This is a genomic window from Falsarthrobacter nasiphocae (assembly GCF_031456275.1).
Classification (GTDB): domain Bacteria; phylum Actinomycetota; class Actinomycetes; order Actinomycetales; family Micrococcaceae; genus Falsarthrobacter; species Falsarthrobacter nasiphocae.
In genome coordinates this window covers 18,401-37,988 of sequence record NZ_JAVDUI010000001.1, presented here as the reverse complement: position 1 = coordinate 37,988, position 19,588 = coordinate 18,401, and the positions used below count along the sequence as shown (strand labels likewise).

At 67.5% G+C, this 19,588-nt stretch carries 19 protein-coding genes; 7 read left to right on the top strand and 12 right to left on the bottom strand.

The annotated features are described in order from the left end of the window. Positions 1-42: 42 nt before the first annotated feature. Positions 43-945: a methyltransferase domain-containing protein gene (locus tag J2S35_RS00175; protein ID WP_343825744.1), complete on the bottom strand. Its 903-nt coding sequence runs from the start codon at positions 943-945 to the stop codon at positions 43-45. A gap of 23 nt (positions 946-968) precedes the next feature. Here J2S35_RS00175 and J2S35_RS00170 point away from each other — a divergent pair, with 23 nt between their 5' ends. Then, complete coding sequence (locus J2S35_RS00170) at positions 969-1,475, top strand: HIT family protein (protein ID WP_309848495.1); 507 nt, start codon at positions 969-971, stop codon at positions 1,473-1,475. A 77-nt stretch (positions 1,476-1,552) separates the two neighbouring features. Next, complete coding sequence (locus tag J2S35_RS00165) at positions 1,553-2,056, top strand: DUF3054 domain-containing protein (protein ID WP_309848493.1); 504 nt, start codon at positions 1,553-1,555, stop codon at positions 2,054-2,056. On the opposite strand, the gene trpD is transcribed toward J2S35_RS00165, so the two are convergent. Then, on the bottom strand, positions 2,040-3,101 hold the full coding sequence (gene trpD / locus J2S35_RS00160) for an anthranilate phosphoribosyltransferase (RefSeq protein WP_309848491.1): 1,062 nt from the start codon (positions 3,099-3,101) through the stop codon (positions 2,040-2,042). The genes J2S35_RS00165 and trpD overlap by 17 nt on opposite strands. A 139-nt stretch (positions 3,102-3,240) precedes the next feature. On the opposite strand from trpD, the gene ctaE reads away from it, so the two are divergent. From ctaE to qcrB, 4 genes are all read left to right on the top strand, one after another. Further along, positions 3,241-3,882 carry an aa3-type cytochrome oxidase subunit III gene (gene ctaE, locus J2S35_RS00155; RefSeq protein ID WP_309848489.1) on the top strand — a complete coding sequence of 214 codons (642 nt, stop codon included), beginning with the start codon at positions 3,241-3,243 and terminating at the stop codon, positions 3,880-3,882. A gap of 37 nt (positions 3,883-3,919) precedes the next feature. Continuing rightward, positions 3,920-4,717: a cytochrome bc1 complex diheme cytochrome c subunit gene (gene qcrC, locus J2S35_RS00150; RefSeq protein ID WP_309848486.1), complete on the top strand. Its 798-nt coding sequence runs from the start codon at positions 3,920-3,922 to the stop codon at positions 4,715-4,717. Between the two features lie 80 nt (positions 4,718-4,797). After that, positions 4,798-5,817, top strand: a complete 1,020-nt coding sequence (qcrA, locus tag J2S35_RS00145; RefSeq protein ID WP_309848481.1) for a cytochrome bc1 complex Rieske iron-sulfur subunit — start codon at positions 4,798-4,800, stop codon at positions 5,815-5,817. Positions 5,818-5,823: 6 nt separating this feature from the next. Then, complete coding sequence (gene qcrB / locus J2S35_RS00140; RefSeq protein ID WP_309848479.1) at positions 5,824-7,500, top strand: cytochrome bc1 complex cytochrome b subunit; 1,677 nt, start codon at positions 5,824-5,826, stop codon at positions 7,498-7,500. Between the two features lie 602 nt (positions 7,501-8,102). On the opposite strand, the gene J2S35_RS00135 is transcribed toward qcrB, so the two are convergent. From J2S35_RS00135 to J2S35_RS00110, 6 genes are all read right to left on the bottom strand, one after another. Beyond that, complete coding sequence (locus tag J2S35_RS00135) at positions 8,103-8,873, bottom strand: GntR family transcriptional regulator (RefSeq protein WP_309848475.1); 771 nt, start codon at positions 8,871-8,873, stop codon at positions 8,103-8,105. Positions 8,874-9,232: 359 nt separating this feature from the next. Continuing rightward, positions 9,233-9,637 (bottom strand): cytochrome c oxidase subunit 4, encoded by a 405-nt coding sequence (locus tag J2S35_RS00130; protein ID WP_309848471.1) that lies wholly within the window; start codon positions 9,635-9,637, stop codon positions 9,233-9,235. Between the two features lie 3 nt (positions 9,638-9,640). Next, on the bottom strand, positions 9,641-11,335 hold the full coding sequence (gene ctaD / locus J2S35_RS00125) for an aa3-type cytochrome oxidase subunit I (protein ID WP_309848469.1): 1,695 nt from the start codon (positions 11,333-11,335) through the stop codon (positions 9,641-9,643). A gap of 11 nt (positions 11,336-11,346) precedes the next feature. Next, the gene (ctaC, locus tag J2S35_RS00120) at positions 11,347-12,204 is read right to left on the bottom strand and encodes an aa3-type cytochrome oxidase subunit II (RefSeq protein WP_380083544.1); all 858 of its coding nucleotides are present in this window, start codon (positions 12,202-12,204) and stop codon (positions 11,347-11,349) included. A gap of 249 nt (positions 12,205-12,453) precedes the next feature. Next, positions 12,454-12,816: an iron-sulfur cluster insertion protein ErpA gene (gene erpA, locus J2S35_RS00115; protein WP_309848467.1), complete on the bottom strand. Its 363-nt coding sequence runs from the start codon at positions 12,814-12,816 to the stop codon at positions 12,454-12,456. 69 nt (positions 12,817-12,885) lie between these two features. Then, complete coding sequence (locus J2S35_RS00110; protein ID WP_309848464.1) at positions 12,886-14,316, bottom strand: dipeptidase; 1,431 nt, start codon at positions 14,314-14,316, stop codon at positions 12,886-12,888. A gap of 37 nt (positions 14,317-14,353) precedes the next feature. Here J2S35_RS00110 and J2S35_RS00105 point away from each other — a divergent pair, with 37 nt between their 5' ends. Then, the gene (locus tag J2S35_RS00105; RefSeq protein WP_309848462.1) at positions 14,354-15,019 is read left to right on the top strand and encodes a DUF3043 domain-containing protein; all 666 of its coding nucleotides are present in this window, start codon (positions 14,354-14,356) and stop codon (positions 15,017-15,019) included. Between the two features lie 87 nt (positions 15,020-15,106). Here J2S35_RS00105 and J2S35_RS00100 read toward each other — a convergent pair whose 3' ends face one another. The 4 genes from J2S35_RS00100 to leuA are packed head-to-tail and all read right to left on the bottom strand — an operon-like array spanning position 15,107 to position 19,509. Next, entirely contained in the window at positions 15,107-16,171 is a 1,065-nt protein-coding gene (locus tag J2S35_RS00100; RefSeq protein WP_309848460.1) for a quinone-dependent dihydroorotate dehydrogenase, read from the bottom strand. Positions 16,172-16,219: 48 nt separating this feature from the next. Further along, positions 16,220-17,008 carry an isoprenyl transferase gene (locus J2S35_RS00095; protein ID WP_309848459.1) on the bottom strand — a complete coding sequence of 263 codons (789 nt, stop codon included), beginning with the start codon at positions 17,006-17,008 and terminating at the stop codon, positions 16,220-16,222. Then, the gene (gene recO, locus J2S35_RS00090) at positions 17,005-17,742 is read right to left on the bottom strand and encodes a DNA repair protein RecO (RefSeq protein ID WP_309848458.1); all 738 of its coding nucleotides are present in this window, start codon (positions 17,740-17,742) and stop codon (positions 17,005-17,007) included. The genes J2S35_RS00095 and recO overlap by 4 nt, the downstream gene beginning before the upstream one ends. 9 nt (positions 17,743-17,751) lie before the next feature. Then, positions 17,752-19,509 (bottom strand): 2-isopropylmalate synthase, encoded by a 1,758-nt coding sequence (gene leuA, locus J2S35_RS00085; protein WP_309848457.1) that lies wholly within the window; start codon positions 19,507-19,509, stop codon positions 17,752-17,754. Between the last annotated feature and the right edge of the window lie 79 nt (positions 19,510-19,588).

Below are 19,588 nucleotides of genomic sequence, written 5' to 3'. Positions count from 1 at the left end.
GGATCGGGTGCGGGCGCAGTTGACACGCCCAAAATCATTATTCTATCGCGTTGCGGCCGGAGCGGGGGACCCGAAGACGGCGAGATCGAAGACGGCCGTGACCTGGCCCCGCTCCGGCTGCGAGGCATGCGCACGCCCGCGGGCCTCCTCGAGGGTCATGTGGTGGCCCGCGGGCCCCATGAACGCGAGGTCGGCGACATCGTCGGGGGAGAGGCTGAGGCTGAGCTGCAGCGTCTCGCGGTGCGCCAGCTCGAACCCAGCCCGCGCGGCCTTCGCGTCCAGCGCCTCGCGCTTGCCGGCGGCCTGCCCCAGCGTCAGCCCGGCGTCGGCCAGCTCTCTCAGGTGCCCCTTGCCTGAGGTGACGACGACGATGGAGCCGCCCGGCTTGAGTACGCGGGCGAACTCGTCCATGTTGTGGGGCGCGAAGACGTTGAGGACCGCCTCGACGGACGCGTCGGCCAGCGGCAGGGGGCGCCAGGCGTCCCACACGAGGGCCAGAGTCCGCGGAAGACGGGCCGCTCGGCGTGCGGCGGCAGGGGAGAGGTCGATGGCCACAAGTTCCGAGTACTCAGATCCGGCGGAGTAGTACCCGGTGCCGCAGCCGACGTCGACGACCGTTCGGGACGAGAGGAACTCAGTGAGCCGGCGGGCGAGCGGCGCGTAGTGACCGGCGGACTGGAAACGCTCCCTGGCGAGGATCATCGCCGAGGTGTCCGGCGTAAAGGGTGTCCCGGCGCCCACGAGGAGGTTGACATAACCTTGACGCGCGGCATCGAAGCGGTGGGACTCGCGGCAGACGAGGGGGCCAGAGCCGGGGCCGTCCGGGCGCGACACAGGGCTCCCGCACAGCGGACACAGGACGCAGCCTTCGTCAAGAAGACTCAGGGATGATGGAGACACGCGTGCAACGTTACCCGTGGGCCGACCGAGCCCGCCGGGGCGCATGCCGCAGGCGAGAGGAGAAACACGTGACCGAGACCCACGCAGCCCAATCAGGCGACGACTGGAAGGCCGACCGGATCGGCGCCGCGATCATCGGAGCGAATCCGATGGTCATGGCGCGCCTCCCGCAGTCATTCGCCGTCATCGGCGACGTCCAGTGGCTGCCTGGCTACAGCGTCCTGTTGACCGACACGCCAGGCGTCGAGCGCCTCACGGATCTCGAGCGGACCGAGCGGCTCGAGTTCCTCAGCAGCCTGGACCGGCTCGCGGAGGCGGTCGAGGCGGCGTGCTCCGAGGCCGACAGCGACTTTCTTCGCGTCAACATCGAGATCCTCGGCAACAAGGATCCCTTCCTGCACGCCCACGTGTGGCCGCGCTACGCCTGGGAGCCGGACGATGTGCGGGCCAAGCCCGTGTGGCTGTACCCGCCGACGAACTGGAGCGAGCCGGCGCACGCGTACGGGCCCGCCAGTGCAGGCCTCCGTGAGGCCATCACGCGGCGCCTCAACGCCCCTCTCGGCCATGACGGATAAAGCGCCGATAATATACATTATGTCAACTAACTCTTCGGGGGCCGTCCCCCGGGGCCGATCCAACCCTCAAGGAACCCATGAGTCACCAGAACGCCGAACGCACGACCGCACACCCGGGCACTCAGCAGGACGCCGCGACCACTGCACCGCGCGAGTCAGACCCGCGCCGCGGACAGCAGCAGCCCACTCCGGCCCAGCGATCGAAACGCGACTCAGACGCCCGGCGCTCAACCCCCGCAGCCCAGGCCGTCCTTGACGCGGCGCTCGTGGTGGCGTTCGCCGTCGTCGGACGCGCATCCCACAGTGAATCGCTCGACCCGGCCGGAGTGCTGACGACGGCCTGGCCGTTCCTCGCCGGGCTGGGTCTCGGATGGCTCGCGGTGCGCGCGTGGCGGCACCCGCACCGGCTGGCGCCTCAGGGGCTCATCGTCTGGGTCGTCACCGTCGCCGCAGGCATGGGCCTGCGCGTCGGCACCGGCGGCGGATTCGCCGTCGCGTTCCTCGTCGTCGCCTCCCTTTTCCTGGCGCTGACGATTCTCGGAGGGCGCGCAGCCCTCGGTGCCGCTACTCGGCGGAGGTGAGCTGAACCCAGCGGTCCAGGCGCTGGGCAGCGGCGCCGCTGTCAATGGCCTGGGCCGCCTGGGCAATGCCTGCCGTCAAGCGCTCGACGACGCTGCCGTCCGCAGCGGACGAGAAAGCCACGAGACCGGCCGCTGCGTTGAGGAGCACCGCGTCGCGCGCCGCACCGGGCCGACCCTCGAGGACCGACCGCACAACGCTCGCGTTGTGGTGCGCGTCCCCACCCGTCAGGTCCGCCACCGTCCACCGCCGCAGGCCGACCTCCTCCGGGGTGACCGTCTGGCGCGTGATCTCGCCGTTGCGGACCTCAAGGACCGTGCTCGCATCGGTGACTGTGAGCTCGTCGAGACCGTCATGACCTCGGAAGACCAGTCCCCTGCTCCCCCGACGCGCCAGAACGCCCGCAATGAGATCCGCGGACTCCTGACGGGGGGCTCCAATGGCCGACGCCGCAGGGGCCGCGGGGTTGGTCAGCGGCCCGAGAAGGTTGAAGACCGTGGGCACGCCGATGGCACGGCGGGCCGGGGCCGCGTGGCGCATGGACGGGTGGAAGGCCTGGGCGAAGACGAAGGCGAGGCCGATCTGATCGAAGGTCGACTCGAGCCGCTCCATGGGCGCCGCCAGGCGGACACCCAGGGCCTCCAGGACATCCGCAGAGCCAGACATGGAGGTCGCCGAGCGGTTGCCGTGCTTGACGACAGGCGCACCCGCCGCGGAGGCGACGATGACCGACATCGTCGAGATGTTCACGGTGTTGAGCTGGTCTCCCCCGGTGCCCACGATGTCGAGAGACTCGGCGGGCAGCTTGAGGGGCTCGGCGCGCTCGCGCATGACGTCCGAGAAGCCGGCGACCTCGTCAACCGTCTCCCCCTTGATGGCGAGCCCCATGAGGAGTGCGGCCAGCCGGGCCTCCCCCGCTTCGCCGCTCATGACCTCGGACATCGTCCAACGGGCCTGCTCATAGCTGAGCGAGTCACCGTCCTTGAGGGTGCTCAGGATCTGCGGCCAGGAGTACTGCGGGGCGTGCTGCGGGGGCTGAACGTTCACTCCTCAAGGCTACAACTACGAGTCGTAGAAAATCTTTTGGGGCCCGGATCCGCGCCAAACCAACGATCCGGCCCCCACGACACGACCTCCCACCGTGTTGGAGTGGGATTCACAGAGAACTTTTAGACATAATGGCAGGGTGACATCTGCGACTCATACCCCAGCCCCCGCGGCTCAGGCGACGCTCAACCGGCCCAACATGGTCTCCGTCGGAACCATGGTGTGGCTGGCGAGCGAGCTCATGTTCTTCGCGGGCCTCTTTGCCATGTACTTCTCCCTCCGCGCGGCCCTGCCGCACGAGTGGGCCACGGAGTCAGCCAAACTCAACGTGCTCTTCGCCTCGATCAACACGGCGATCCTCGTCTCCAGCTCCTTCACCGCCCAGTTCGGCGTGTGGCGTGCTGAGGAGATGAAGCCTCGCCGCTCGGGGCCGATCTACGCCCTGCGGCAGTGGGGCATGATCGAGTGGTTCTACCTCACGTTCGTCCTCGGCGCCATCTTCGTCGGTGTCCAGGCCTACGAGTTTGCGACCCTCGTCTCCCACGAGGACCTCGCCATCTCCACGAACGGCTACGGCTCCGTCTTCTACATCACAACCGGTTTCCACGGCCTCCACGTCGTCGGCGGACTCATCGCGTTCCTCCTCATCATCGGGCGCGCAAACCTCGCCAAGCGCTTCGGGCAGTTCGAGGCCACCGCGGCCATCGTTGTGTCGTACTACTGGCACTTCGTCGACGTCGTGTGGATCGCCCTCTTCGCCATCATCTACTTCCTCAAGTAGATCGCCCGAGACCGAGAACCACAGTTAGGAAAGTTTCGTGAAGTCACGATCACTGAATCGGCGTCATCCGCTCGCCATCTTCGCGTTGCTGGTGCTGGCGCTCGTCCTCACGGGCGGCACCTATGCGCTCGTCACCAAGAACAACGAGGCACAGGCCCAGGCCACGGCAAGCTCGCAGGACGTCGAGGACGGCCAGAAGCTGTTCGCCGCCAACTGCGCGACGTGCCACGGCATGAACGCACAGGGCACCGCAACGGGCCCCTCCCTCATCGGTGTGGGCGCCGCATCGGTCGACTTCCAGGTCGGTTCCGGTCGCATGCCCATGCAGATGCAGGGCCCGCAGGCGCTCCGCAAGCCGCCGCAGTTCGACGACCAGCAGATCCGCCAGCTCAGCGCCTACGTGGCGTCCCTGGCCCCGGGGCCGGCAGTCCCCACCGAGAAGGAGCTGGACTACAGCAAGCTCTCGGATGAGGAGATCGCCGAGGGCGGCGAGATCTTCCGCACCAACTGCGCCATGTGCCACAACGCGGCCGCAGCCGGCGGTGCTCTCACCCGCGGCAAGTTCGCGCCCACGCTGGATGGCGTCTCGCCGAAGCACATCTACGAAGCCATGGTCACGGGCCCGCAGAACATGCCGGTCTTCTCTGACTCGAACATCTCCCCCGAGCAGAAGACCAAGGTCATCGCCTTCCTCAAGACCAGCGAGGAGCAGGGCTCGGCCGGTGGCGCGAAGCTCGGCTCGCTCGGACCGGTGGCGGAGGGTCTCTTCATCTGGACCGCAGGTCTCGGAGCCGTCATCGGCTTCACGATCTGGCTGACGTCCCGCTCCCACTAGCACCAGACCAGGCCCTAGGCCTCACTAGAGGATGACGAAACACGTGAAAAATCAACTCGACAACATGGATTGGAGGAACCGTGAGCTCGCATAAGGATTCGTCCGGCGCAGTCGTCGCGCAGAAGGACACTGCGGACCGCTTCGCGGACCCGGGAATTCCCCCTCACGGTGACAGGGTCACAGACATCGACCCGCGGGCAGCGAAGTCCGCGGAGCGGCTCGTGGCCTTCTTCTTCGTGCTGTCCATCGTAGGCACCCTGCTGTTCTTCTTCGGATACTTCTTCATGAAGCCGAGCCCGGAAGACCACATCGCGGGTGTACGGACGCAGAACCTCCTGCTCGGTCTCGGCACGGCATTCGCCATGTTCGGCATCGGCATCGGCATCGTCCAGTGGGCCAAGAGCCTCATGCCGGACCACGAGATCGCCGAGGACCGCCACGAGATCCGCCCCGAGGAGGACCGCCGCGACGCCGCCGCCATCATCAACCAGGTCCTGGACGAGTCCGGCGTTGCCCGCCGTCCGCTCATCCGCAACACCTTGATTGCCGCTGGCCTCCTGGCCCCGCTCCCCGCCATTGCGATTTTCCGGGACCTCTCCCCCAGCGTCGACGTCGACGTTCTCCGCCACACGCTGTGGGCCAAGGGCGTCAAGCTCGTTCGCGACCCGGATGGCACGCCCATCCGCGCTGCGGACGTTCAGCTGGGCTCGGCGTTCCACGTCATCCCGGAGAACCTGGAGTCGGCTGAGCACAAGCTCAACGAGAAGGCCAAGGCCGTCGTCCTCCTCATGCGCCTCGACCCCGCGAAGATGAAGATCTCCGAGGGGCGCGAGAACTGGCATGTGGACGGCATCGTCGCCTACTCCAAGATCTGCACGCACGTCGGATGCCCCGTTGCTCTGTACGAGCAGCACACGCACCACCTGCTGTGCCCCTGCCACCAGTCGACGTTCGACCTCACCCAGGAGTGCAAGGTCATCTTCGGCCCGGCGGGTCACGCCCTTCCGCAGCTCCCCATCGAGGTCGACGCCGACGGCTACCTTGTCGCGCAGTCCGACTTCCACGAGCCCGTCGGCCCGTCGTACTGGGAACGAGGTTAAGAAGTCATGTCGAATACTCCCAACGACTCGTTCGTCCCGGCCACGAAGCTCGGCCGCGTTGCGAACTTCGTGGACTCCCGCACCGGTGGCTCTGCCATGGTCAAGGAGTTCGGGCGCAAGATCTTCCCGGACCACTGGTCCTTCATGTTCGGCGAGGTCGCCCTCTACTCGTTCGTCATCCTGCTCCTCTCGGGCACGTTCTTGACGTTCTTCTTCGACCCCTCAATGGCCGAGACCCACTACAACGGGTCCTTCGTCCAGCTCAAGGGTGTGGAGATGTCGGTGGCGTACCAGTCGTCGCTCGACATCTCGTTCGACATCCGCGGCGGCCTCTTCATGCGTCAGGTCCACCACTGGGCCGCGCTCATGTTTGTGGCCTCGGTGTCCGTCCACATGCTCCGCGTGTTCTTCACGGGCGCTTTCCGTCGCCCGCGTGAGCTCAACTGGGTTGTCGGTGGCGTGCTGCTCGTGCTCGCCATGGCTGCCGGCTTCACCGGCTACTCCCTCCCGGATGACCTCCTCTCGGGCAACGGCCTTCGCATCATCGACGGCGTCATCAAGTCGATCCCGATCGTCGGCACGTACATCTCTCTCTTCCTCTTCGGTGGCGAGTTCCCGGGTACGGACATCATCGGCCGCCTCTACGTGCTCCACATCCTCCTGGTGCCGGCCATCATCCTCCTGATGATCGTCATCCACCTCTTCATGGTTGTGGTGCACAAGCACACGCAGTACCCCGGCCCGGGTCGCACCAACGAGAACGTTGTCGGCTTCCCTGTCGGCCCTGTGTACGCAGCGAAGGCCGGCGGCTTCTTCTTCATCGTCTTCGGCATCATCGCGGTTCTTGCAGGCTTCTTCACGATCAACCCGATCTGGAACTACGGCCCGTACGATCCCTCCCCCGTGTCCGCCGGTACGCAGCCTGACTGGTACATCGGCTGGGTCGATGGCGCACTCCGCCTCATGCCGGGCGTCCTGGGCGACTTCAGCTTCGAGCGCAACGTTCGCTTCCCGTGGGGCGCGAACACGTTCGTCCTGAACGTTCTCCTGCCGGCCCTCGGCCCCGCTCTCCTCATCCTCGGCCTTCTCTTCACCTGGCCGTGGATCGAGCGGTGGGTCACGAAGGACAACCGCGAGCACCACGTGCTGGACCGCCCGCGCAATGCACCGTTCCGCACGGCCGTCGGCGTTGCCGGTTTCATCTTCTACTGCACGCTTTGGGCAGCAGCAAGCTCTGACCTCATTGCCACGCACTTCCGCGTGTCCCTCAACGATGTGACCTACTGGCTTCGGGCGCTGTTCTTCCTCGGCCCGATCCTCGGTTTCATCATCACCCAGCGCGTCTGCCTCTCCCTGCAGCGCAAGGACCGCGAGATCGTGCTCCACGGCCGTGAGACGGGTCGACTCGTTCGGCTCCCCCACGGTGAGTACCAGGAAATGCACGAGGCACTTGACCCCTACAAGCGTCACCGCCTCGTTCACTTCAACTCGTACGAGGTCATCCCGGCGACGCCCGACATCGACGGCAACCTCACCCTCAAGGAAAAGCTCCGCGGACGCCTGTCCCGCCTCTTCTTCGAGGACCGAGTTCTCCCGGTCACCCCGGCCGAGCTCGAGGCCGCCCACCACGGGCATGCCGCCGAGGTCGAGTCCGCTGGCTCGCACAAGGCGATCGGCCACTAGTCTGGGCGCCACATCGGCCAGCTGACCAGCTGACCGTATCGAGAAGGGCCCGCTGCGCATCACGCGCGGCGGGCCCTTCTCGCATTCTCAAACACGCCTGGCGCATCCACAGCGGGGTTGGCGTGGTGCGGTGGCGCCGCCTAAGGGACCGCAGGAACTGCGCGACCAGCCAGCGCCGACCTCTGGGAGCCCCTGACGCGAGCTGGGTGGCGGGTCCCCGTGGCCCAACGGTGTCGGTCGGCGGCATGAACGACACAGCCACGTCTGGAACGACGCCCGATGTCACCGAGGAGAACCCGGAAAGGTGGCGTGGTTCGGCCGAAGCAGCCGCGTTTCGCGGCCGCGAGTCTCGCACCAGGCTCCAGAGTGAACAGGCGTCCTCAGCTGGCGGGCCTCGGGGAACAACGGCAGTTGCCCCCTGCTCCCCCAGTCTCGCGTCTGGCCGCGTCTGGCCGTGACGTGGGCGCAGGTAGCACCGCCACGTTGGTGGCCCGAGGTCCCGTGCAGGACGAGCCGGCCCATGTCTGGCCGTTGTGGGGCCCGTGGACGCCTTCTCGCGATGGCTATGGGGATAGACGCGGCCGCGCCGTCGTCCAGTGCCCCTAGCGCGGCCCCAGGGGGCTCTGCGTGACGCGCGGGGAGTAACGCCGCTGTCCAGGGCGCCTCAGGGGCACAGAAATGCTATAGCGGTCCGCGCGATAGTAGGAGACGGAATAGTCGACGAGGCTCTCGCGAACGTAGGCGCGGCGCTGGACCCTGAGGAGCGGAGCCCCGAGCTCGACGCGAAGCTGCCTCGAGAGCGTCGCTGTCGCGGCGGAGGCCGTGATCGTGTCCTCGCCCCAGTCCATGTGGAGGCCGTAGTCCTCGCTGAGGATGCGGTACAAGGAGGTCGGTGCAGGGCCCTGGAGGATGCCGGGCACAAGGCGGAGGGGGATGAAGTTCTCGTCCACGGTCATGGGGGCGCCGTCAGCCAGCATGAGGCGCTTGTAGCGCACGAGCGGCGCGCCGGCGCCCAGGCCCATCTCACGCGCAAGCGCCATGGGTGCGGGGACTTGGTCGAACGCAAGCAGCTCCGAGTCAGGCTCCATGCCGCGGCGACGCATCTCCTCCGAGTAACCGGTCAGCTTGGGTTCAAGCGCGGTCTTCTCTGGCAGGGCAAAGGTGCCCTTGCCGACGATGCGGACGACTCGGCCCTCCTCGACGAGGGCGTCAATGGCCTTCCGAAGGGTCATGCGGGCCACACCGAGTTCGGCAGCCAGTTGGCGCTCCGAAGGCAGGGCCATGTCCACACTGTCGCCCAGGCCGTCGAGGAGATCGAGCAGATGACGGCGGACGGACTCGGGCTTCGACTGGACTGTTTTCCGCTCCACCATGCTTTCTATCCTACGGACGCGAACCAGCTTGCCTGAGCCGTGACGTGAACGCATGGCCTCGACGGCGTGAATCTTCCGCACGCGAACCGGAGATGTCGCACGTGGGCCTCGTGGAGGGGTGGCTTGAGTGGGGCGCGTGGAGGGGCCGCGTGGACGGGCGGCGTGCGGCGCGCGCGTGCAGAGGTGGCATGCGGGGCCGCGCTAGGGGCTGTAAGGGCTACACGCATTGCTCGCAGCGCCGCTGGCCCCCAAGCGCGACCCATGGCGCCATTGGGGATGCACGGCGGAGAGACGGGGCGAGGCCCCCACCCGGATCATCCGGATGAGGGCCTCGCATGCTGACTAGAGCCAGCAGGTGACTAGTGCGCGTGGTCGCCGCGGCTGTACTCGTACACCCAGCCGATGACGCCGACAACGCCGATGCCAGCGGCGATGAAGAAGACCCACCAGCCCATGGCCAGGCCAAGGAAGGCGCCAGCGGCACCGAGGGCCAGGACGAGCGGCCACCACGACCAGGGGCTGAACAGACCCTGCTCGCCGGAGCCCTCGTGGATCTCGGCGTCGAGGCGGTCCTCCGGGCGGAGGCCGTCCAGACGGCGAGCGTTAGAACTCAGGTAGAACCCGATCATGAGGGCCATGAGGCCCGTGACCGGGATGGCCAGCATGCCGACCCACTCGGTCCACTCGGTCATGAAGCCGTAGACAACGCCCACAACCAGGAAGAACGGGACGAGGAAGAGGAAGATGTTGGATTCGATCTTCATGGACTAGCCATCCTTCCGGTCATCGGCACCGTGACCCACCGGAATGAGCTCCGGGTGGTGCAGGTCAAGGGCGGGACGCTCCGAGCGGATGCGCGGCAGCGAGGTGAAGTTGTGTCGCGGCGGCGGGCAGGACGTTGCCCACTCGAGCGAGGCACCGAAGCCCCACGGGTCGTCCACTTCCACCTTGGGGGCGCTCGTGGCCGTCTTCCAGACGTTGATGAACCAAGGAACCATCGACAGGCCCAGGATGATCGAGAACACCGTCGAGAGCTGGTTCATGTCGGTGAACCCGTCCTCAGGCAGGTAGTCCGCGTAGCGGCGCGGCATGCCCATGACGCCCAGCCAGTGCTGGATGAGGAAGGTGCCGTGGAAGCCCACGAACAGGAGCCAGAAGTGGATCTTGCCGAGGCGCTCGTTGAGCATGCGCCCGGTGAACTTGGGCCACCAGAAGTAGAAGCCCGCGAACATCGCGAACACGACCGTACCGAAGATCACGTAGTGGAAGTGAGCCACGACGAAGTACGTGTCCGAGAGGTGGTAGTCCATCGGCGGGGAGGACAGGATGACACCGGTCAGACCGCCGAAGAGGAACGTCACGAGGAAGCCGAGGCTCCACAGCATGGGCGTCTCGAACGTGATGGAGCCGCGCCACATGGTGCCGATCCAGTTGAAGAACTTCACGCCGGTCGGAACCGCGATGAGCATCGTCATGAACGAGAAGAACGGCAGCATGACCGCGCCCGTCACGTACATGTGGTGCGCCCACACGGTGACAGAGAGGGCGGCGATGGCGAGCGTCGCGTACACGAGGCCCTTGTAGCCGAAGATCGGCTTCCGGGAGAAGACCGGGAAGATCTCCGAGACGATGCCGAAGAACGGCAGGGCGATGATGTACACCTCGGGGTGGCCGAAGAACCAGAAGAGGTGCTGCCACAGGACGGCTCCACCGGACTCCGGGTCGAACACGTGACCACCGAAACGGCGGTCCATGCCGAGCGCGAAGAGCGCCGACGCGAGCGGCGGGAACGCCATGAGGATGAGGATGCCCGTCACGAGGGTGTTCCAGGTGAAGATCGGCATGCGCCACATCGTCATGCCCGGTGCGCGCATGCAGATGATCGTCGTGATGAAGTTGACGCCACCGAGGATGGTGCCGAAGCCGGAGAGGCCGAGGCCGAAGACCCAGAGGTCACCGCCGAGGCCAGGCGAGTAGGTCGTGCTCGAGAGCGGCGCGTACGCGAACCATCCGAAGGAGGCCGCACCCTGCGGGGCGATGAAGCCGGCGCAGGCGATGATCGAGCCGAAGAGGAAGAACCAGAAGGCCAGCGCGTTGAGTCGCGGGAAGGCGACGTCGGGTGCGCCGATCTGCAGCGGCATGATGATGTTCGCGAAGCCAGCGAAAAGCGGCGTGGCGAACATGAGCAGCATGATCGTGCCGTGCATGGTGAAGAGCTGGTTGTACTGCTCCTTCGTCTGAAGGATCTGCATGCCGGGCTCGAAGAGCTCGAAGCGGATGAGCAGAGCCATCACGCCGCCGAAGCAGAAGAAGATGAAGGAGGCGATCAGGTACATGTAGCCGATCGTCTTGTGATCAGTCGAGGTGATCCAGTTGACGAGGATGCGGCCCTTGGACTTCGGGACCACGCGCGGGGCGTCGACAGCAGCCCCCGAATGCCCCCTGTATTCATACGTTGTCATGCGAAGCTCACCTAGTTCGAGTTCGTGGTGGTCGGCTTGCGGTTGTACTCTTCGCCAACCTCGCCCTTGGGCAGCTCAGCCATCTTGGCCTTGAACTGGTCCTCAGGAAGGACGACGACGTTGAAGAGCATCTCAGAGTGGTACTCGCCGCAGAGTTCGGCGCACTTGCCCTGGTACGTGCCGGCCCGCTGCGGGGTCAGCGTGATGTAGTTCGTGTGACCCGGGATCATGTCACGCTTCTGGAGGAACTGCGGGATCCAGAACGAGTGGATGACGTCGCGGGACTCCAGCTGGAACTCGACACTCTTGTTCTCGGGCAGGTACAGCGTGGGGAGGGTCTTCTCGACGCCCGTCTCGCCCGTGGGAGACAGGTGCGCCTGGGTGCCCTGGAAGTAGTGCTTCTCGCCCTGGTAGTCGTAGTTGAAGTCCCACGCCCACTGCTTGCCGAAGACCTTGACCTTCACGTCAGGGTTCTCGACGCGAGCGTCCACCTGGCGCTGCGTCTTGTCGGTGAAGTAGAAGAGGACGAAAACCATGAACAGCGGCAGGGCCGTGTAGAGGATCTCGAGGGGAAGGTTGTAGGAGATCTGGCGCGGGAAGCCGACGTCGTTCTTGCGACGCCGGTACGCGACGAGGCACCACAGCAGGAGGCCCCAGGTGATGAGGCCGACCGCCAGCGCGGCAATCCACGAGTGGACCCACAGCGACGTCAGCGCGTCCGTGTGGTTGGTCGTGCCCGGCTCTGCCGGCATCCACCCGCGCTTGGCCTCTTCGGTGCAGCCCGAGAGCGCGAGCGCAGCGAGGGGCATGACTGCCGCGATCTTGAGGAGCTTGCGGCCTCCGCGCTCCGTACGTTCTTGCGAACCCACGTAACGGCCCTTTCTGTTGAAGTTCCCGCCGTCTCTACCAGTGCCTGGAGGCAAACCGGGGAGTGCGGGCCGAAAGTCACAGGACTTTCACGGTCTATTACTACTCATCGTAGAGCTTACCCGGCTTGGGCCCGGATTGTGCACTTAGTTCAGCGTGGCGCGGCTGTCGGCCCTGACCGCCCTGCACATGACAAAGCCCCTCCCCGCTGCGGCGAGGCGGCGGGGAGGGGCTTTCGGAGAGGGGCGTCCCTAGTGGAACGAGTCTCCGCAGGCGCAGGATCCCTCAGCGTTGGGGTTGTCGATCGTGAAGCCCTGCTTCGAGATCGTGTCCTCGAAGTCGATGGAAGCGCCCGAGAGGTAAGGAACGCTCATCTTGTCGACGACGACCTCGACGCCGTCGAAGTCGCGGACCGCGTCTCCGTCAAGGATGCGCTCGTCGAAGTAGAGCTGGTAGATGAGGCCCGAGCAGCCGCCCGGCTGAACGGCCACGCGGAGGCGGAGGTCGTCCCGGCCTTCCTGGGCGAGGAGGCTGCGGACCTTCTCAGCCGCAACGTCGGAGAGGGCGACCTCGTGGGTCGGCATCTCGGTCTTCTCGGAAACGTCAGTGCTCATGGGCACTCCTTTCCCTGCGGCGCCGTGGTTCGGCGGCAAGTGTCGTCGTCGTCTTCTCCAGTCTATCTGTCAACGCTCCGAAGGCCCCGATTCTTCCCGGACGCTTGCAGCGCGCGCGAGGAGGAGCGTCTCCGCGACGATGGCCTTGCGGAAGTCCCCGAGATCGAGGGACTCGTTCGCGGAGTGAGCACGAGAGTCCGGGTCCTCGACGCCGGTCACGAGGATCTCGACGGCCGGGTAGACCTCCTTGAGGTCCGCAATGAAGGGAATGGATCCGCCGAGGCCGGTCTCGACGGCATCGGTTCCGAACGCCTCCCCGAGGGCGGACAGCATGGTCTGCGCGTAAGGCGCGGAGGTGTCCGTCTGGAAGGGCTGCCCGGCCTCCCCCGGCTCGAACGCAATCTCCGCACCGAAGACGTCGAGCGCCTCAATGTGGGCGGCGAGGGCCTTCATGGCCTGCTCAGGCCGCTCCCCCGGCGCGATCCGCAGGCTGAGCTTGGCCCGTGCCTCGCTCAGGAGCGTATTGGACGCGACAGCGACGCTCGGAGCGTCGATCCCGATGACCGAGAGCGCGGGCTTGTTCCACAGGCGCGAGGTCAGCGCGCCGGAGCCTGCGAGACGGGAGGAGCCGAGCAGCCCGGCGTCCCGAGCGAAGTCCGCCTCTGGGTACTCGACGCTCGCCTCCGCCTCCCGCACGTGGAGTCCCTTGACGGCGACGTCGCCATTCTCGTCGTGGAGGCTCGCGATGACCCGGCCCAGCACGGTCAGCGCGTCGAGAACCGGCCCGCCGAACATGCCCGAGTGGGACGCGTGCTCCGCAACGCGCACGCGAACGACACCGTCGACGAGCCCGCGCAGGGAGGTCGTCAGGGCGGGGGTGCCCACCACCCAGTTGCTGGAATCGGCGACGACAATCGCGTCCGCCCGGAGCTCGTCCCGGTGCTCGTCGAGGAAGGCCCGGAAGGTCGGGGACCCCGCCTCCTCCTCTCCCTCGACAAAGAGGGTCACGCCGACGGGCAGTCGACCGCCGAAGTGCTTGAGGAGGGTGCGCACGGCGGCGATGTGGACCATGATCCCGGCCTTGTCATCCGCGGCGCCGCGCCCGTAGAGGCGGCCGTTCTTCTCCGTGGCCACGAAGGGCTCGGTGTCCCAGAGCGCGCGGTCCTGCGGCGGCTGGACGTCGTGGTGTGCGTAGAGGAGGACGGTCGGTGCGCCTTCGGGCGCGGGAATCGTCGCGATGACGGCCGGTCCGCCGGTGAACGGCTTGCCGTCAAGTGTGGTCTCGGCCCTGTGGATGGCGACGTCGCTGAAACCCGCCTGGCGCGCGAGCTCGGCGACGGCCTCGGCCGAGCGCCCGAGATCAGCAGGATCGAAGGACTCCCAGGCGATGCCCGGGATGGCCACGAGGTCCTTGAGCTCGGCCAGGACAGAGTCGAACTCCCGGTCCACGAGTTCTTGCGCCTGGGCCGCTGAGAGGTCAGAAGAGGAAGAGTGAGTCATGTCTCCCAGGGTATCCGCCGGCGGTAGAATGGGAAGGGTGTTCCGACAGAAGAAGACCCCTGACCTGACGGGCTCCAGCGAAAGCGAGCCCTCGACTCCGGCGACCCACGGCTCCACGGCCGCGCCTGCGGCCCCCTCCGCGGGCACGTCCCCGGCCGTGGCCTCCGCGCAGACGGAGCCCTCCGCGCCGCAGCGCCAGCGGCACCCGCAGGAGAAGAAGGGCGTGCGCACGCCCACGCGCAAGGAGCGGGAGGCCGCCCGCAAGCGCCCCCTCGTGACGGATCCGGACGAGGCCAAGCGCCAGCGCCGCGAGGCCCGGGCCCGGGAAGCCGAGAAGATGCGCGAGGCCCTCAAGACAGGCGACGAGCGCCACCTGCCGCTCAAGCACCGCGGCCCCAATCGGCGCCTCATCCGCAAGGTGGTGGACGAGCGCTTCCGCATCTCGGAGCTGCTCATGTTCGTCACGCTGCCCTTCCTCGTCGTCAGCCTCGTCTTCGCCTCCAACCTCGAGCTGCAGCGCATGATTGGCTGGTTCTTCTACGCCTACGTGCTCGTCATCATCGTCGAGTTCATCTTCCTCACGCGCCAGGTCCGCGCCCGCCAGGCGGCCGCCGGGATGACGCGGCAGCCGGGAGACGTCCGCTACATCATCGAGAGGGCCATCCTGTTCCGCAAGATGCGCCTTCCGGCCGTGGGCGTCTGAGGCCCCACCGCCCACATGCGAGCAGCGCGCCTGACTCCCCCAGACGGGGGCGGCAGGCGCGCTGTTCGTTGGTGAGGCCGCAGTGGCCTAGCTGCGGCGGGCGAGGCCCCGGTTGATGCGCCACGCCCAGAACGGCCCCTCGTAGAGGAAGGCCGTGTACCCCTGGACAAGCGTCGCCCCCGCTTCCAGGCGAGCGCGGACGTCCGCCGCGCTCGTCACTCCGCCGACGGCGATGACCGCCGGCCCCTCGCCCAGTTCCGCCCGGACGAGCCGCAGCACCTCCAGGGACCGAGCCGCGAGAGGCGCGCCAGACAGGCCCCCTGCGCCCATGTCCTCGACCTCGCGGGCAACGGTCGTCAGTCCGTCGCGGGTGATCGTCGTGTTGGTGGCCACCACGCCGGCCAGTCCGAGGGTCGTGACGAGGCGGGCCACGGCGGCCACGTCGTCGTCCGCAAGATCCGGCGCGATCTTCACGAGGAGAGGCATATCCCGCCCCGCCGCCGCGGTGGCCTCCTCCTGGACGGCCCGCAGGATGGGCTCAAGCGCCTCGACCGACTGGAGCTGCCGCAGGCCCGGCGTGTTGGGCGAGGAGACGTTGACGACCATGTAGTCGGCGAGCGGCGCCAGTCGCCGCGCCGAGGCCCGGTAGTCCTCCACTGCGTCCTCGAGAGCCACCACCTTGGTCTTGCCGATATTGATGCCGACGACGGGGCGGGCGCGGGGGAAGCGCCGCTCCAGGGCCTCCTTGAGCGGTGCGAGACGGCGTGCGACGGCCTCGGCGCCGTCATTGTTGAACCCCATCCGGTTGATCACGGCCCGGTCCTTGACCAGCCGGAAGAGGCGCGGGGCCGGGTTGCCCGGCTGGGGCTGGGCCGTGACGGTGCCGACCTCGATGTGGCCGAACCCGAGGTCAGCGAGGGCCGAGACGCCGGCGCCCGTCTTGTCGAAGCCCGCGGCGAGGCCGAACGGGGACGGGAAGCGGACGCCGAAGGCCTCCGTCTCCAGAGAGGGGTGCGGGGCGGTGAGGCGCCGCAGGACCGAGCTGACGCCGGTCGATTCGGCGAGGCGGATCATGCGGAAGCCGATCTCGTGAGCCCGCTCGGGGTCCATGCGCGAGAAGACGACCTTGAAGAAGAGGGGGTAGATGTTCACGCTTGTAGCCTATGCGAACGGGCGCCCGCGCCGGCGGAAGCGCGAGCCTCAGCCCTGGGCGACCTTGTCCACCGCGCCGCCGTAGCGCCGGTCCCGCTGCGCGTACTCCTCCACCGCTCGCCACAGTGTCGTGCGGTCCACGTCCGGCCACAGCTCGTCGAGGAAGAGCATCTCCGCATAGGTCGACTGCCACGGGAGGAAGTTGGACGTGCGCTGCTCCCCCGAGGTGCGCAGGAAGAGGTCCACGTCCGGCAGGTCGGGAGAATAGAGGAACCTCTCCAGGGTTGACTCGCGGATGGAGCCCGGGCGCAGCCGCCCCGCGGCCACCTCGGCGGCGAGCTGGTTGACGGCGTCGAGAATCTCCGCCCGGCCGCCGTAATTGACGCACATGTTCAGGTTGGGCCCCGTGTTGCCTCGCGTCAGGTCCTCCGCAGCCTTGAGCTCGCGGATAACAGACTTCCACAGGCGCGGCTCCCGCCCCGACCAGGTGATGCGCACTCCCCACTCATTGAGGGTGTGGCTGCGGTCCCGGACGACGTCGCGAGAGAAGCCCATGAGGAAACGGACCTCGTCCGGGCTGCGCTTCCAGTTCTCCGTCGAGAATGCGTAGACGGAGACGTGCTGGATCCCCAGCTCGACGGCGCCGGCCATGACCTCCATGAGAGCGCGCTCCCCCGCCTTGTGCCCCTCCGTCCGAGGAAGGCCCCGGGCGTTGGCCCAGCGCCCGTTGCCGTCCATGACGATGGCGACGTGCTTCGGGACGAACTGGCGGGGGATCCGGGGCGGGCGGGCACCCGACGGGTGCGGCGGGGGCGGGACGAGAGAGGGGGTAGTCATGTCTGCCGATCGAATCGCGAGAGTGAGGACATGGTCCGCTCCAGGTGCCAGCCGAGGAAGGACTTCGTCAGGCCGTGAGCCTGGCGCCGCGCCGCCTCGTCTGAGCCGAGGGCCGAAGACCAGTCACCCGATTTTAGCGAAGACAAGAGCTCCCGGGTGCCGGGCCGCAGCGCGGAGGCGCCGGGCACGCGCGCGGCGATGACGCCGCCGTGGCTCGGTGAGAAGGCGTTGAGCCCCTCGACGCTGCCTGTCACCGCGCACGCGTCCACGCTCATGTCCCAGCCGGCGCGGGCGAGCGCCCTGATCGCGAACGCGTCGAAGATCAGCTGAGGCGGGTATGCGGCGCGTGCGAGGGCCGCGAAGGCTCCAAGCAGGAGGTCGTAGAGCGGCACGGACGCGTCCCCCTCCCCCAGGACCTCCGCGAGTTCCGCGATGGCCGAGGCGAAGAGGAACGCGTCCATGTCCTGCACGATCCCCACGCCGTAGCCGGCCACCGAGACGGCCTGCGTCACCGTGTGCAGGCCGCGGCCCTCCGAGGCCTGGATGTCGGAGACCATGAACGGCTCAAGCCGGGCGCCGAAGCGGCTCGAGGGCTTGCGGACCCCCTTGGCCACCGCCCGGACCAGGCCGTGCTCCCGCGTGGCGAGCACGACGATCCGGTCGGCCTCGCCGAGCGGGTGCGTCCGCAGGACGATCGCGCGCGTGGAATACGTCTTGGAACGGGCTCGACTCACCCGTCCAGACTACCGATCCGCGTCCTCGGAGGCCTCCAGGCGGCAGGCCCGGTTGACGGCGGAGACAATCGCGTTGAGGGACGCCGTCGTCGTGTTGTCATGGATCCCGACGCCCCACAGAACCCGGCCGCCCACAGCGCACTCGACGTACGCGGCCGCGCGGGAGTCGCCGCCGGCGCTCAGCGCGTGCTGCGCGTAGTCGAGGACGCGGACGTCCACGCCAACCTCCGCGAAGATCGACAGGAGAGCGTCAACCGGGCCCGTGCCGTGGCCGAACCTCGTCGAGACCTCACCTGCATCGTCGAGTCGCAGCTCGAGGGTGAAAGGGTGCTCCCCGTCCTCTCGCGTGCGCACGTTGCCGATGCGGAAGCGGCCCCAGCGGTCCGCCCCCTCCCCGGCGGCTGGCAGGTACTCGTCCGTGAAGATGGCCCACAGCTCCTGGCCGGTGACCTCGCCGCCGACCGTGTCGTTGCGGTGCTGGACGACCTTCGAGAACTCGATCTGTGCGCGGCGCGGCAGGTCCAGCTGGCGCTCGTTCTTCAGCAGGTACGCCACGCCTCCCTTGCCGGACTGCGAGTTGACGCGGATGACCGCGTCGTAGCTGCGGCCCAGGTCCTTCGGGTCGATGGGCAGGTACGGGACGGCCCAGGGGATGTCATCGATGCCCACCCCGGCGGCCGCGGCGTCCGCCTCCATCTGCTCGAGGCCCTTCTTGATGGCGTCCTGGTGGGAGCCGGAGAAGGCGGTGAAGACGAGGTCTCCGCCGTACGGCGAGCGCTCCGGCACGGCGAGCTGGGTGCAGTGCTCGGCGGTCCGGCGGATATGGTCCATCTGGCTGAAGTCCAGCTGCGGGTCGATGCCCTGGCTGAACATGTTGAGTCCCAGCGTCACGAGGTCGACGTTGCCGGTGCGCTCGCCGTTGCCGAACAGGCAGCCCTCGATGCGGTCCGCGCCGGCCAGGTAGCCGAGCTCAGCCGCGGCCACACCCGTGCCGCGATCGTTGTGCGGGTGCAGGGAGAGGATGACGTTCTCGCGGTGCGGCAGGTTGCGATGCATCCACTCGATGGAGTCCGCGTAGACGTTGGGCGTGGCCATCTCGACGGTGGCGGGCAGGTTGACGATGACGGGCCGGTCGGGACCGACCTCGAAGATCTCGGCGACCTCGCCGCAGATGCGGGCCGCGAAGTCGAGCTCCGTGCCCGTGAAGGACTCGGGCGAGTACTCGTACACGACGTTCGTGCCGCGGAGCTCCTCCTCGAACTTGCGGCACAGTCGGGCGCCCTGGGTGGCGATGTCGACGATGCCGTCCTGGTCCTCCCGGAAGACGACGCGGCGCTGAAGGACGGACGTCGAGTTGTAGAGGTGAACGATCGCGCGATCAGAGCCGCGCAGGGACTCGAAGGTCCGCTCGATGAGGTGCTCTCGCGCCTGCGTCAGGACCTGGATGTGGACGTCGTCCGGGATGCGGTCCTGCTCGATCAGCTCGCGCACGAAGTCGAAGTCCGTCTGAGAGGCGGCCGGGAACCCGACCTCGATCTCCTTGAAGCCCATGTCGACGAGCAGGTCGAACATCTCGAGCTTGCGCTCGCTGTCCATCGGGTCGATGAGCGCCTGGTTGCCGTCGCGCAGGTCCACGGCGCACCAGCGGGGAGCGACGTCCCTGCGGCGGTCCGGCCATGTGCGGTCGGGAAGGCTGACGGCGATCTGCTCGTGGAAAGGCGTGTACCGAGAGAACGGCATGCCCGAGGGCTTCTGGAGGTTCTTCAACGCGGCTCCTTGCAGTCGCCGGGCGAGGTTCGGCTTCCGCCGCCCGCCCGTGGTCCGGGGCGCCATCCGGCGCATGTGT